16 protein-coding genes are annotated in these 14,285 nt (G+C 54.5%); 11 read left to right on the plus strand and 5 right to left on the minus strand.

Translation table 11 applies throughout. The annotated features are described in order from the left end of the window. Positions 1–330 precede the first annotated feature (330 nt). The 4 genes from AC2FFP_RS19335 (at position 331) to AC2FFP_RS19350 (ending at position 3,015) form a co-directional block, all read left to right on the plus strand. Positions 331–1,359 carry a branched-chain amino acid ABC transporter permease gene (locus AC2FFP_RS19335; RefSeq protein WP_496881383.1) on the plus strand — a complete coding sequence of 343 codons (1,029 nt, stop codon included), beginning with the start codon at positions 331–333 and terminating at the stop codon, positions 1,357–1,359. A 4-nt stretch (positions 1,360–1,363) separates the two neighbouring features. Next, positions 1,364–2,302 carry a 3,5-dioxohexanoate:acetyl-CoA acetone transferase gene (gene kce, locus AC2FFP_RS19340; protein ID WP_496769514.1) on the plus strand — a complete coding sequence of 313 codons (939 nt, stop codon included), beginning with the start codon at positions 1,364–1,366 and terminating at the stop codon, positions 2,300–2,302. A 77-nt stretch (positions 2,303–2,379) separates the two neighbouring features. Continuing rightward, complete coding sequence (locus AC2FFP_RS19345) at positions 2,380–2,592, plus strand: hypothetical protein (RefSeq protein WP_496769512.1); 213 nt, start codon at positions 2,380–2,382, stop codon at positions 2,590–2,592. Positions 2,593–2,658: 66 nt separating this feature from the next. Next, entirely contained in the window at positions 2,659–3,015 is a 357-nt protein-coding gene (locus tag AC2FFP_RS19350) for a YHYH protein (RefSeq protein ID WP_496769508.1), read from the plus strand. 402 nt (positions 3,016–3,417) lie between these two features. On the opposite strand, the gene yghX is transcribed toward AC2FFP_RS19350, so the two are convergent. The 5 genes from yghX to AC2FFP_RS19375 form a co-directional block, all read right to left on the minus strand. Beyond that, positions 3,418–4,305: a YghX family hydrolase gene (gene yghX, locus AC2FFP_RS19355; RefSeq protein WP_496769506.1), complete on the minus strand. Its 888-nt coding sequence runs from the start codon at positions 4,303–4,305 to the stop codon at positions 3,418–3,420. Positions 4,306–4,394: 89 nt separating this feature from the next. Further along, positions 4,395–5,918, minus strand: a complete 1,524-nt coding sequence (locus tag AC2FFP_RS19360) for a malonate--CoA ligase (protein ID WP_496769504.1) — start codon at positions 5,916–5,918, stop codon at positions 4,395–4,397. Further along, positions 5,915–7,213, minus strand: a complete 1,299-nt coding sequence (locus tag AC2FFP_RS19365; protein WP_496769502.1) for a malonyl-CoA decarboxylase — start codon at positions 7,211–7,213, stop codon at positions 5,915–5,917. Before AC2FFP_RS19365 ends, AC2FFP_RS19360 begins: the two co-directional genes overlap by 4 nt. Before the next feature lies 1 nt (position 7,214). Then, positions 7,215–7,871 carry a GntR family transcriptional regulator gene (locus tag AC2FFP_RS19370; protein ID WP_496769500.1) on the minus strand — a complete coding sequence of 219 codons (657 nt, stop codon included), beginning with the start codon at positions 7,869–7,871 and terminating at the stop codon, positions 7,215–7,217. Between the two features lie 51 nt (positions 7,872–7,922). Beyond that, a complete protein-coding gene (locus AC2FFP_RS19375; protein WP_496769498.1) occupies positions 7,923–8,309 on the minus strand; it encodes a YciI family protein in 387 nt (128 codons plus the stop codon). 84 nt (positions 8,310–8,393) lie between these two features. Here AC2FFP_RS19375 and AC2FFP_RS19380 point away from each other — a divergent pair, with 84 nt between their 5' ends. From AC2FFP_RS19380 to AC2FFP_RS19410, 7 genes are read left to right on the plus strand one after another with little or no spacing between them, the layout of a single operon-like run. Continuing rightward, complete coding sequence (locus AC2FFP_RS19380; RefSeq protein WP_496769496.1) at positions 8,394–9,278, plus strand: fumarylacetoacetate hydrolase family protein; 885 nt, start codon at positions 8,394–8,396, stop codon at positions 9,276–9,278. Then, on the plus strand, positions 9,275–9,940 hold the full coding sequence (locus AC2FFP_RS19385; protein ID WP_298934018.1) for a malonic semialdehyde reductase: 666 nt from the start codon (positions 9,275–9,277) through the stop codon (positions 9,938–9,940). The genes AC2FFP_RS19380 and AC2FFP_RS19385 overlap by 4 nt, the downstream gene beginning before the upstream one ends. A gap of 18 nt (positions 9,941–9,958) precedes the next feature. Continuing rightward, positions 9,959–10,414 carry an OsmC family protein gene (locus AC2FFP_RS19390; protein WP_282154307.1) on the plus strand — a complete coding sequence of 152 codons (456 nt, stop codon included), beginning with the start codon at positions 9,959–9,961 and terminating at the stop codon, positions 10,412–10,414. Between the two features lie 33 nt (positions 10,415–10,447). After that, complete coding sequence (locus AC2FFP_RS19395; RefSeq protein WP_058273383.1) at positions 10,448–11,521, plus strand: C4-dicarboxylate TRAP transporter substrate-binding protein; 1,074 nt, start codon at positions 10,448–10,450, stop codon at positions 11,519–11,521. 30 nt (positions 11,522–11,551) lie between these two features. Further along, a complete protein-coding gene (locus AC2FFP_RS19400; protein WP_496769494.1) occupies positions 11,552–12,103 on the plus strand; it encodes a TRAP transporter small permease subunit in 552 nt (183 codons plus the stop codon). Beyond that, complete coding sequence (locus tag AC2FFP_RS19405) at positions 12,100–13,404, plus strand: TRAP transporter large permease (protein ID WP_282027871.1); 1,305 nt, start codon at positions 12,100–12,102, stop codon at positions 13,402–13,404. The genes AC2FFP_RS19400 and AC2FFP_RS19405 overlap by 4 nt, the downstream gene beginning before the upstream one ends. Positions 13,405–13,414: 10 nt before the next feature. Beyond that, positions 13,415–14,281, plus strand: coding sequence for a dioxygenase family protein (locus tag AC2FFP_RS19410; RefSeq protein WP_496769491.1), 867 nt, complete (start codon positions 13,415–13,417; stop codon positions 14,279–14,281). Positions 14,282–14,285: the final 4 nt, after the last annotated feature.

The following is a 14,285-nucleotide window of genomic DNA, read 5'->3' on the forward strand; positions in this document are numbered from 1 at the left end:
TTGGCGGTTACGATGAGCCAGAAACCCTCTCTTATCAAATCTACTTAAACTGTCCCATTGGTGCTGACGTCAGACAGCCGGTATTCTGCTTGGTATTCGAACAAGCTTTGATCCTTCGATTGGTGGCGGTCGCCTGATCTTTGGCTTTGAGGCCGTTATCATCGGTGGGCTTGGCAACCTTTGGGGTACATTAATTGGCGGCGTTATCCTTGGCGTCGCGCAAACCATCGGAGCCAAGATTGATCCGGGCTGGCAAGTGCTTGCCGGACATATCGCGTTCCTTGTCATTCTTGCCGTTCGTCCGAACGGCCTCTTCCCGAGGGTTTCTGGATGAATCTGCAAGATTATTCCGTATCTCGATCATCAAAGGCAGCGCGAGTTGCTGCGATCCTGACCGCTATTGCTGTGCTTGTTTTGATTGCAGCGCCCTGGTGGGCAGGCCGGGCTGACATGCGCCTGATGGGCGAGCTGTTTCTCTACCTGTCCCTCGCCACTCTTTGGAACCTCATGGCGGGTTATGCCGGTCTCGTCTCTGTTGGTCAGCAAGCCTATGTGGGCTTTGGCGGCTATATGCTCTTTGCACTTACGATGCTGGGTGGGCTGAACCCATTGGTTGCTATTGCAGCCGCAGGCGTGCTGGGGGCTTTGATCTCGATCCCGGTGGCTGTTCTGATCTTCAGGCTTCGGGGCGCATATTTTGTCATTGGCACCTGGGTCATCGCAGAGGTCTTTCGGCTGAGCTTCGCGCAAATCTCAGCGCTTGGTGGGGGATCAGGATCTTCGCTGCCCGTTGCCATCGTCAAATCTCTGGCGTCCGGGCGCGCGATGCGAGAAGCGCTCAGTTATTGGCTGGCGCTCGGAGCTGCTGTGCTGGTGGTGACTGCGGTGTATCTCTTCTTGCGGTCTCGCCAAGGTTTGGCATTGACGGCAATTCGCGACAACGAGCTGGCAGCCGGTAGCCTCGGCATCGATATCTGGCGCACGAAGTTCATTGTTTACGTCGTCACGTCGGCGTTCACGGCGATGATCGGCGCGCTGATCTTCTTGCAAAAGTTGCGCATTTCGCCGGATGCGGCGTTCAGCGTCAACGACTGGACCGCCTTCGTCATCTTCATCGTCGTAATCGGCGGCATCGGTACCGTCGAAGGACCGATCATCGGCACACTCGTCTTCTTTGCGTTGCGCGAAACGCTGGCCGACCTTGGGACAACGTACCTCATCGTTCTCGGAGTGGTTGCGATTGTCGTCATGCTCAAGGCGCCGAAAGGCATCTGGGGCGTGATCCGTAGCCGTTATGATCTGCAACTATTCCCGCTGGGCTATCGCGTAAAGCACATCGGACAATCCAAGGAAAACTGAACTCATGGCCCGTCAGAAAAAGACCATCATTACATGTGCTGTAACAGGAGCGATCCACACACCAACGATGTCGGATGCACTTCCCTACACCTATGATGACATCGCACGGCAGGCGATCGAGGCCGCCGAGGCCGGAGCGTCGATCCTGCACCTGCATGCGCGCGACCCAAAGGACGGTTCTCCATCGGTTGACCCGAATGATTTTGCGCCTTTCCTGCCGCGCATCAAACAGGCTACCGACGCAGTTGTGAATCTATCGACCGGTGGATCGCTGACTCTGTCTATTCAGGACCGGATCAATCCGGCTAAGACCTTCAGTCCCGAAATGTGCTCGATGAATATGGGTTCGATGAACTTCTCGTTTCACCCATTGGCCAATCGGTATGGCGACGACGACTGGAAGTTTGATTGGGAGAAAGACTATGTCGCGAACTCCGATCAGAACATCTTTCGCAATACGTTCCGGGACATTCGCGAGGCGGCGGAAACGCTTGCGCCTCATGACATCAAGTTCGAACACGAATGCTATGATGTCGGGCATTTGTACAACCTGAAATTCTGCATGGATATCGGACTGTTCAAGGCACCTATTTTCATTCAGTTCATCATTGGCATCCTCGGCGGCATTGGACCCGAAGTCGACAATCTGATCTTCATGAAACGCACTGCCGACAGGCTGTTCGGTGACGACTATCGGTGGTCGGTCTTGGGCGCAGGTGGAGCACAGATGTCCCTTGCCACGACGGCAAGCCAGATGGACGGCAACATTCGCGTAGGTCTTGAAGACAGCCTGTTCATCTCTCGTGGAAAACTGGCCGAAAGCAACGCTCAGCAAGTCGCCAAAATTCGACGTATTGTAGAAGATTTGGGCAGTCAGGTCGCAACTCCCGACCAAGCGAGAGAAATTCTGGATTTGAAAGGAGGAGACCGCGTCGCATTCTGAGGCTAGGGTGACAGGCATCAACTCATATCGAGCGATTTGTTTGTTTGAAAATTTCGAAACACTGAGGAGATTGAGCCATGCGAGTGAAGATCTTGACCTTCAGCGCGCTTCTGACAGGATTTACGGCCGTTCAGGCTCCTGCGCAGAACGCAGCTCAGGACATCACCGATCTTTTGCTCAGCAACCGGTCTGCCGACTGTGCGGGAGTGTATTCCGCTTCAGTGGAAGACGTCACCCGCCAGCAACGTTTTAACTCCGAAATCGAAATCTCGTCTGATGATCAGCACTGAACTCTCAAGACCAATGGCATTCCTAACCATGATTTCAATGGGCCTACAGCCAACTTCGCCAACGATGTGCGGGAATTGTCAGGCACATTTCGGATTCCCAGAAATCCGGAAAAGGCCCGCAACCAAACCGCGCTGTCGCAACGGAGTTATGATGCCATTTTGTTGAATGGCGTGCCGGTCGATTTGCTCTCGGCCGGGTGTTATCGCCCAAGCGGCCCACGTGCAGACAAGAATGGCAACGTTCTGGCAGGGTGTCGGGATACTGATCCCTGGTTGCTCGACCCGCCGTCTTACGATCAGTATTTTGGCGTAGATCTCCACAATGCCCATGCCCAGCCAGACACCTGGTGTTTCCCCCGCGATACTAGCAATACGGCCGAATTGCTCGCAATTCTGATCTTATTGGGTTTGCCATCTGTTTAAAGCGGTCACAGTGGTTCATTTAATTTGCGACTGCCGCCTAGGCGCTTATGTCAGGTGTTCTTTGCAAGCATGGTCAAAGGATGAATTCAGGCAGGGCTAGGTGATTGTGCTGGCTATATACTGACAAGCTGACCACTCAATCAGAGAACGCTTCACATAACTCCCACAGGACGCTCGTGTTTCGGTGTTGTTCAGTAAACAGCCAGTGGTCTTGTACCCCGCCAATGAAGGCTTCTGTTAACGATGATGTCTTTTTGCACCCAAGCCTTTAGCCAAGCGTTCCTTTCAGCTTCTCTGATCATGAGAGATAGAATACTGGGGCTTCAAATGACTTGGCCCCGGTAAACTGTGCGTTGCGACGAAGCGACAAAAACACAATGCTCGCTTCGCCGTGCGCTGTAGTTACTTCAGATAAGTGTTGAACCAATCAATGGTGCGGTCCCAGGCTAGGTTTGCCATTTCCTCGTCATAACGAGGCGTGCTGTCGTTATGAAAACCGTGGTTGGCATTTTCGTAGATGTAGGCCTCATAAACCTTGCCGTTGGATTGCAGAGCGGCTTCAAAATCCGGCCAACCTGCGTTGATGCGCTCATCAAGCTCCCCCATCTGAATCAGCAGCGGTGCCTGAATTTTGGCTACATCTTCGGCCGCTGGCTGGCGGCCATAGAACGGCACGCCCGCCGCCAGTTCCGGGTAGGCCACCGCAATTGCGCTGACCACACCACCGCCATAGCAGAAACCCACAGCGCCAACCTTCCCGGTGCAGTCTTCTCGGTTCAATAGGTATTCAAAGCCATTGAAGAAATCATTCATCAGCGCGACCCGATCGACCGTCTTTTGCAACTCGCGCCCATCAGCATCGTTGCCTGGGTATCCGCCAACCGACGTCAGACCATCTGGAGCCAGAGCCATAAAGCCTGCTTTCGCCAAGCGGCGCGCCACATCTTCGATGTAAGGATTAAGGCCGCGGTTTTCGTGGATCACCAGCACCGCGGGCAGAGGCTCGTCCACACCAGCAGGTCGGACAAGGTAACCCCGTACGTCGCCGGTCCCATTTGGCGAGGGATAGGTGATGTAGTCTGCATGGATATCGGGATCGTTGAATGACACCTGCTCGGCCAATGCATAGTTCGGGCTGAGCATGTTCAGCAACGCGACCGCAGATAAACCGCCAACCGCGAACTTACCTGCGCGATCCAGAAACTGACGCTTGGTGATCTTGCCGTGCGCGTAAAAATCGTACAGGTCCAAAAGTTCCTGGTCGAAGTCTTTTGCCGTCATGCGAGTCATGGTCAATCTCCTGATGAGGTGGCGGTTCAAGCCGTAGGGTATTTTCAGATCAAAAGGTCATGGTTTGTTTGAGGCTTAAGGCAGGTCTGCTAGGACCCTGCCGACGCGGTTTCCTTTTCTGTGCGCTGATCGCGCAGTACGTTCTTTTGAACCTTTCCCATTGTGTTTCGTGGCAACTCTTGGACGAGTTCGTAGCGGCGAGGATGTTTGAATCGCGAAAGCTTGTTTCTGATGATCGACTCGATCTGTTCCACCTGAAGCTGTGCACCGGGCTCTGCAACCAAAGCAGCAATAATTGCTTCTCCAAATTCGTTGTCGGGAATGCCAAAAACTGCCGATTCCAGGATGCCGTCGATGTCGTTCAAGACGTCTTCAATTTCTTTGGGGTAGACGTTGTAACCACCAGTTATGATCAGGTCTTTTGACCGACCAACAATCGACAGATAACCATCCTCGCTGCATTGACCCAGATCACCGGTGATGAAGAACCCGTTTTCCCGTAGCTCTTCGGCGGTTTTCTCGGGCATTTGCCAATAGCCTTGGAACACATTGGGCCCTCGTACTTCGATCAATCCAACCTCGCCCCGGGGCAGCGGTTCTCCAGTTTCAGGATTGGTAACGATCACCTCGGTGCCGGGAAGCGCCAAGCCGACAGTTCCTGCGCGACGCTCACCGTCATAGGGGTTCGAGGTGTTCATGTTCGTCTCGGTCATTCCATAGCGCTCAAGGATGCGGTGGCCGGTGCGCGTTTCGAACGCTAGGTGGGTCTCGGCTAGCAATGGGGCCGAACCAGAAATGAATAAACGCATGCTCTCTGTGACTTCTTTGGTGAAACCGTCATCCGCAAGCAATTTGGTGTAGAAAGTGGGGACTCCCATTAGAAGGGTCGAGTGGGGCAATTCCTCCAAGATCATACCAGTGTCGAATTTTTCCATCAGCCGCACTTTGGAACCGGCGAGTAGTGATGTGTTCATCGCCACGAAAAGCCCGTGCGTGTGAAAGATGGGCAACGCGTGAATCAAGCGATCAGAGCCGGTGATACCCCACAAATCCACAAGGGCTTGGGCATTGGAAAGCAGGTTTCGGTGGCTGAGCATCGCGCCCTTGGACCGGCCCGTGGTACCTGATGTGTAAAGAAGCGCCGCGAGGTCGTCCGGCGCGCGATCCACGGTTTCGAATACACAAGGCTGTGCGTCCGCTTCGCGGCTCAGGCTTGGATTTTCGCCACCCAAGGTCAGCAGTTTTGCACCAGACCGGGTCGCCAATTGTTCGAATTCAACTTTGTCGTTGCTGTCGCAAACGATTAACGCAGGTTGTGCGTCAGAGATGAAATAGTCCAACTCTGCCATGGTATAGGCAGTGTTAAGGGGCAGGTAGACAGCACCTGCCTGAACCGAAGCGGCATAGAGCGCAATCGTGTCGGCTAGCTTGGGCGCTTGCACAACGATGCGATCGCCGGGGGAAACTCCGCTGTTCTGCAAGACATGCGCGATCTGGGCGGTGCGCTGCAGAAACGCGTCATAAGAGACTACCTGGCCACTATCGAGTTGCAGGAATGGAGCCATGTTGCCCTCGTGGCGGGCAAACAAACTGTCGTAAAGTGTATTAGTCACGCTGTATTTTCCCTAGGCTTTACCGCAAGCGTCGCAGTTGAAACCGCGCGAATTGAACGCGAGGCTTGGATCGTGGAACGTGTCGCGAATTCTTCGTGATAACGTTCTGTTTTGTTTAAATCGTAAAGGTAGTTGACCATCGCACCTCCGGACTGGGCGCGTCCGTTCGGCGAGGGATCGGCTTCGGCATGCACTTCATGAAGCTCGGCGCCATTGCCCAGATGAAAGCGGGCCACAGGGTCCAGTGGCATCCCATCTTCGCGCTTGGCGAACATCAAGTATCGGGCAGCCATCGCGCGCGTGTCCTGCGGTGCTGCTGTTTCTGCAAGCACGGCCTCGGCGGCATGCCCGTGTTCTGGGTGGTCTGTTTCACCAGCCAGCCACCGGTTTAGCCCCGGTACCGGCGACAATGTCACAAAGGTATCAAGCCCGCGAAGCTCTCGCGAAAGCTCGGTCACAACCTGCTTTATCAATAGATTCCCAAAGCTGATGCCCGCTAAACCCATTTGGCAGTTTGAAATTGAATAGAACGCCGCGACCTTTGCCTTCTCGGCTTCGATCGGTTCTCGTGCTTCGGATAGAAGCGTATCTATTGCATCCGGGATTTCAACGGTCAGAGCGACCTCGACAAATATCAGTGGCTCATCTGGCATCGAAGGATGGAAGAACGCAAAACAACGACGGTCTGGCGGGTAGAGTCTTCGCCGCAAATCGTCCAGATCGTTGATCTGGTGCACCGCTTCATAGGCGACGATCTTATCCAGAACGCGGGCAGGGGTGTCCCAGCTGATTTGTTTGAGAACCAGAAAGCCCCGGTTGAACCAACTGCGCAATAAATGGACGAAATCGATATCCGTTCGCTTGAGTTCCGGTTTGGATTTGAGAAAGCGCAGTAGATCAACGCGCATGGCCACAAGTTCCTGCGTCGCACCAGACGGCTGGTTCAGCCGTCGCAACAACTCTTGTCGCCGTGGTTCTGAAACTTCACTAAGTCTTTCATAAAGATTGACACTTCGATCACTGGCATAGAGGCGGGCTGCTTCAGAAAGCTGATCGGCGTCTAGCTCTAGGTGGTCATTCAAATAGGCAAAAAAGTCTAGCTTCTCGGGGTCATCCAGAGTGTGGTAGCGCTCAAGAATCGTAGACGCCAGTGTGAAACCCGATACTTCACCCTCTGCGGACAGAAGCGCCTCACATAGTTCGGCAATGGACCGTTTGTCATCCTTGCCACGCCTTTTGTCGGGACGGTCCAGCAATTGGTTTAGTAGATCACCCAGAAACCAATTCCGCTGCATTTCAGGGCTCCATCTGGCTGCTAAGGTACTCACCTGTGCGGCGGTAGTGATCGATCAAGTGCCGAGTTGCGCTGTCTGCGTCGTGATTTAATGCGGCGTCCAGGATTTGCTGATGTTCGGCGGCGATGTCTCGCTTTTTGTAGCTCGACCCGCCGGCCGCCAGATAGCGGTAGCGAATGTTCAGGTCGTAAAGCTGCGAGCAATACCGCAGCAGCAACGGCAGTTTCGAATTGTCCAACAAGGCCATATGAAACGCCTTGTGAGCGTCCTCAAAGTCTCGTGCCCCGTTCTGGCTGGCCTTTTTCATATGATGGTGACGCAAGACAAGCCGATCTTCCCAGGCCGCATCCGCATTGGTGATGGAAGCGCGCAACGCGGTTTCCTCAAGGTTGCAGCGCAACAGAAGTATTTCCTCAAAGTTACACTTGCTGACTGGCGCTGCCCGAAATCCGCGCTGATCAATCCGCTCGACCAACATGTCCGAAGTCAAAAGGCTAAGCGCTTCACGAACCGGACTGGCGCCAGTGTCCAAAAGTCCGCGAAGCTGTTCGATCTTGAGTTTTTGACCCGGAGGTAAATCTCCTGTCAGGATCATTTCGCGCAGCCTTCGATACGCTCCATGAGTGGCTGATGTCTCTTTGCCCTCAGTGTCAAGCATGGCGTCCATATCCGACTGTTCCTATTTCGCTGCAAATACTCGTGAGTGCACTTAACTGAAGGCACTCGTTCCAGTCGATAGACCAACTGAAAGGTTCAGCGAGCCTTCGTTGATCAACCAGCGCCGAAGTACAAAGCTACGCGCCCCGCTTTTGTGCATAGGATCGTCTTCCGCCAGCTTCCGCGCGGCTTCAAGACTGTCAGCGCGATAGATGATCAGGCCCATTCCTTGCATATGCTCGCCGGTTTCATCCGACATGGGGCCTGCAAAAGCCAGTTGCCCCGAACGTTCCAACTGCGCCTGATACGCCAAGTGATCTGGCAGTGACGCCTTTACATTTTCGGGCGCTTTGGCTGGCGTGCTCAGCGCGACGTAAAGCTCCAAAGCAAGCGCACCGCGGCTTTTTGCTTCTGATTTGTAGTCTGCCCAAGCAACCATTTGCCGCCTCCAAAAATATCGATATTATTTGACATATTGCAAAATAGTCGGCAAAAATCAAGCGAACTGACATGGATGGTGAAAATGAAATACCTGGTGGGAGAGACTTCGGAAGGCACAGCGGTTTTTGCTGTAGATGGCGAAAACGCAGTGAATCTAACGGCTTTGGACCCTGCCGTCGGTTCGGATTTGATGGGTTTGATAGCCAAGCCTGAACTGGCCGACTCACTTGCCAGCAAAATTGACTCGGCAGACAGTGTGCCCGTGTCTTCCATCACTCCGGCATTGCCCGTTACCGCTCCAGGAACGATCATTTGCATGGGGTTGAACTACACGGACCACATCAAGGAAGGCGGGTATGATATTCCGGAGTATCCGACGCTGTTCATGCGCGGGAAGAACTCGATCATGGCGGCGGGGCAACCCATGGTGCGGCCTGCCTGTTCCGAGAAGCTCGACTACGAAGCCGAACTTATGCTGATCGTTGGAAAGCGCGGACGCCATATCTCGGAGCAGGACGCACTGGATTATGTCTTTGGCTACACTGTATTCAACGATGGCTCGCTGCGGGACTATCAGCGCAAAACCGTTCAGTGGACGCCCGGCAAAAACTTTGATGACACGGGCGCGATCGGTCCTTTCACCGTGACGCCGGATGAGTTGCCCGAAGGGGCATCAGGTCTGAAGATCGAGAGCCGTGTGGGTGATGAAATCCTGCAAAGCTCGAACACGGCCAATATGATCTGGGGTGTTCGTCAGGTCATTGCGACAATTTCGGAATACACCACTCTGGAACCCGGAGACCTGATTGCGTTGGGCACACCACCGGGTGTCGGTCACGCCAAAAAGCCCAATCCCCGTTGGCTGAAGCCGGGTGAAACCGTCGAAGTCGAAATTGAAGGCATCGGAATCTGCGCCAGCCCGATCATCGACGAAAAGGACACCGAGTCAAAGGTGGCCGCAACATGAGCGCCCCAACCGGGGCAGAGCTGGAGGCACTTCGCGCCAAGGCGCAGCAGGATCATCGCGATCTGCGCGATCGCATTCCACGTTTGTCGGATGACGCGATTGCCTTGATCCTGCGCGAATCCAGATCGCACTACGCGTGGACCGACAAGCCTGTTTCCGACGACCTACTTGAAGAGATCTACGACATCACGATCAATGGTGCGACCAGCATGAACACGTTGCCCGCGCGCTTTATTTTCGTGAAAAGCGCAGAGGGAAAAGAGCGGCTTGCCAAGTCGCTAAAGCCTAAAAACGTGCCAAAGATGATGGATGCACCGGTCACGGCGATCATTGCCTACGACTTGGACTTCTGGAAGGAACTGCCGTTTCTTTTCCCGCACGAAGATCGGCGGCCCTTGTTTGAAAACAAACCCGAATACGTAGCGGACACGGCCTACCGAAACGGCACGCTTCAGGGCGCGTACTTCATGATTGCGGCCCGGGCTGTCGGGTTGGATGTCGGCGCCATGTCAGGTTTTTCGAACAAGATCGTCGACGAGGAGTTCTTCGCGGGCACAACTCTCAAGTCCAATTTTCTTTGCAATCTTGGCTACGCGGATGAAACCGGTTTGTTCCAGAAGCTTCCACGTTTTCCATTCGAAAAGGTTTGCTCGTATGCATGAGGAGGTAACACCGTGGCCATGAAAGTAAAACCTGTCGTGACTTACCGAACGACAGCTCAATGCCCGACACATGCGCGTACCGAGATCCCAATTCGCGACCTTGATGTGGTTGTCGACGAACCCGTCGAACGCGGCGGAACAAATCTTGGCCCGTCTCCGACCGAAACCGCAATGGCAGCCTTGATCGCCTGTACGAACGTCATCGGGCACAAGAATGCACACCGGTTGGGAATTGATCTTGGCGCGGTGACAATCGACGCGAAATGCAGGCTGGATCGGCGCGGTGTCCTGATGGAGGAGGAGATCGATGTTCCGTTTCCGGAAATCGAGCTCACCGTGAAGTGTGACACGCCGGCCAGTCAGGAGGAGCTGACACGGGTGGGCGAAGAGACAGCCAAGTATTGCGCCATCGCAAAACTATTTGAAGCGGCAGGCACGGACCTGACCGTCAACTGGGTCAAAACAAACCAATAAAGACAAAAGGCCCGACTTTCTGGGAGGAGAGAAATGAAAATCTGGACCAAACGCAGCCTTATCGGAGCTGCTCTGGCAAGCGTCATGGCGCTGCCCGCCGCAGCAGAGGAAACTATTTCTGCCGTTGTCATCGATGGCTACCCAGACCGGGCATTATGGGTGAAGGAGTTCACCAACTTCTTCATTCCGGAGGTGGACAAGCGACTGGCCGACGCCGGCAACTACAAGATGAACTGGCAGGAGAACTATGGCGGTTCAATCGTAAAGCCGAAAGGCGTTCTGGAGGGAATCCAGCTGGGCCTTGGTGACATAGGCATCGTCACAACCATCTTCCATTCTTCGAAGCTGCCCAGCCAGGGTATTTCGGGATCGACACCCTTTGTGGCATCGGATTCCCGTGCGGTCGCCAAGGCCGTAGATGAAATCGCACGCGAATACCCGGCGATGCAGAACGAGTTTGCCGCACAGAACCAGGTGTATCTGGCCACGGGTGTTGTTCTGGATACGTATCAGATTTTCTGCACGGAACCGGTTGCCTCGGTATCAGATCTAGAGGGTCGCAAGATTGCAGGTGCTGGCCTCAACTTGCGGTATCTCGAAGGCATCAAGGATGCGGCAGGTGTGCGCGGTGGGCTGACCGATTTCTACAACATGCTTCAGACGGGTCTGGTTGATTGTGGAATGCTGTGGCCCGAAGCGGCGAAGACTTTTAAGATCGCTGAAGTTGCCCCGTATATGCTCAAGGCCGATCTGGGTGCTGTGAACTCAAAAACCATCACGGTTAATGCAGACTATTGGGCAAGCCTGCCGGACGAAGTCAAAGAGGTGTTGACGGCGGTTGCCATCGATTACCGTGACCATGTCGCCGGTATCGCGATGGACAGGGCTGCTGCTTCGCGGGATGCTTACGTTGAGGCCGGTGGAACGATCGTTGAGGTTTCGGACGAAGACCGCGCCGCATGGGCAAATGCCATGCCGAATGTCGCGCAGGAATGGGCCGCGACGCTGAATGACAACGGCGAACAAGGAACTGAAATGCTGGCCGCCTACCTTGGCAAGCTTCAAGACGCCGGTTTCACCGGAGTGCGTGACTGGACGGCCGAATAACTGTCCGGCGATCCACGAAAGGGGCCTTTCATGCTGAAGACCGCAGTTGCTGGCCTGTCGCGGGTCGCCAATTTTCTAGCAATCGCCGCCAACGCTTTGGGTACGCTCGTCGTCCTGGCGTTGGTGGTTGTTCTGAATGTCGACGTTATTGCACGTGGCCTGTTTTCAGCCCCATTGCGTGGCACTTATGAGATGGTGCAGTTTTCGGTCGTGATGATCGTCTTTCTGCAGTTGGCGGACGTGGTCAGAGTAGATCGGTTAACACGCTCGGACGGGTTCCTGAATCTGCTGCACCATCGCCGCCCGGGTCTGACAGCCAGCCTGAGGCGCATCATCAACGCCATATCGGCAATCTTTATGGCCTTGATTGCGTATGTAACCTTCCCAGAATTTCTTCATATGTGGGAGACACAGGACTACTTCGGAGTACCCGGTCTTTTCACATTGCCATGGTGGCCGGTCAAACTGGTCATCGCGTGCGGTACTGCGCTTGCCTGCGTGATCTTCCTGCTCAAGGTCGTCACGGCGCAGGACCGTCCGCAACTTATTCGCACCCCTGAACATGACGAGGCCGCAGAATGACGCCGATTGAGATTGGCCTGATCTCGGTCGTTGCCATCGTCTTTTTGATCTACGCAGGCGTCTACATTCCGATTGCTTTGGGCGTAGTCTCCTTCGTGTCGATCTGGCTGATGCGAGACAACTTCACGCTTGCGCTCAACCTGCTGAAGGTTGCGGTAGGCGACAGCGCGATGGAATACAGTTTCGCGACTATCCCACTGTTTACCTTTATGGGGCTAATCGTCTCAAAAGCGGGACTAGGCAGGGACATTTACGAAGTCATGACCATGCGGTTTCGCAAGGTCAAAGGCGGTATCGGAATGGCGACCGTCGGAGCAAATGCCGTGTTTGCGGCCGTTACCGGGTCGTCCATTGCGTCTGCATCCGTGTTCACCAAGGTCTCGGTCCCGCAGATGATGGCGCAGGCATATAATCCACGTTTTGCGGTTGGGGTAGTGGCCGGGTCGTCGGTTTTGGGGATGATTATTCCGCCCTCGGCGATGCTAATCATCTATTCCTTTGTCGCCGAACAGTCCGTAGGGGACATGTTTCTGGCGGGAGTAATACCCGGTATCATGCTGGCGATAGCTTATGTGGGTGCGATCTGGTTTATGGGCCGTTTCACCCCTGCATTTGTGGGCGGCCGGGTCGTCGAAGACACCGAATGGATGTCCGGGCGCGAGATCGCATCCAAGACCCTTCCCACATTGTTCATTATCACGGTAGTGCTCGGTGGCATTTACACAGGATGGCTAACCGCTGTCGAGGCGGGTGCCGCCGGGGCACTGGTTGCGCTTGTGATTGCAGTCGTACGCAAGTCTATGACACCAAGAGCGTTCTGGGACGCGTTGCTGGAAACCGGTCATATTACAGCGGCGATCTTGTTCCTGATTACAGCAGCTTCGATTTACAGCCGCATGCTGGGACTGGCCGGGCTGCCCAATCAGTTGCAGGACTTACTTGCGGGGAATTCAGCGTCCTTTTGGTCGATCATGCTGCTCTACGTCCTCTTGATGCTTTTTCTGGGAACTTTGCTCGATACGGCGTCCATCATTCTGATCGTCGTCCCGCTGTTCCTGCCCATGGCCGAAGCGCTGGACATGTCGTTGATCTGGTTCGGGATCGTCACCGTAGTCGGAGCCGAAATCGGACTATTGACCCCGCCTTTGGGCATATCTTGCTTCGTCATCAAATCGACGATCAATGATGACCGGATATCACTCAAAGACGTGTTCATGGGCGCGCTTCCCTTTGCGTTCGTGATGCTGATCGTTCTGTTTATTCTGATCGAGTTCCCGATCCTCAGCCTTGCCCTGATTTAAGGAGGCCCAGATGCGCTCTGTCACCAAAGACAATATCACCGACGTGTTCATGGGATACCTATCCAAGGACACCGATCCGCGGATGCGAGAAATCATCGGGTCTCTGGTCAAACACCTCCACGATTTCGCGCGGGAAACCAACCTGACACATGACGAATGGCGCGCCGGGATTGCGTTTCTGGAGGGATGCGCCGCCGTGGAATCCGAGGACAGGCATGAGTTCGTGTTGGCCTCGGACGTGTTGGGCCTGTCCTCATTGGTGGACATGCTACATTCCAGTCCGGAAGCAACAAGTTCATCAGTACTTGGCCCTTTTCATGTCTCTGGCGCGCCGCCTCTGCCATTCGGCGGGGATATGAAGCGCCACTACGGTGGACCTGTGCTGCTTGCTGAAGGCGTGATCCGGGATACCGATGGTAATCCGATTTCCGGTGCAGAGCTGGATATCTGGCAAACCGCACCGAATGGAATGTATGCAAGCCAGGACGAAGAACAGGACACCTATTCTTTTCACGGCCTGATGACTACCGGTGAAGACGGTAAGTATGCATTCACGACCGTCAAGCCAGTTGAATACACGGTACCGTCAGATGGGCCTGTCGGGGACATCCTTCGCGCCTGCGGCCGCCATCCCTGGCGACCGTCACACCTGCACTATATCGTCAAGGCTCCGGGGTACCGATCTCTGGTGACCGAGATTTTCCCCGACGACGATCCTTATTTGGATCAAGATACGGTCTTTGGTGTTCGGGATGATCTGGTGATGACCTATGTCGAAAGGCCAGTTTCGGAATTTCCGGATGGCATGGAGCTTTCTGGTAAGATCACTGAACCTTTCTTGCACGTGAAATTCGATGTGAAGCTTGCCAGATCCTGAACGA

Source organism: Ruegeria sp. YTSC004, from assembly GCF_059609805.1.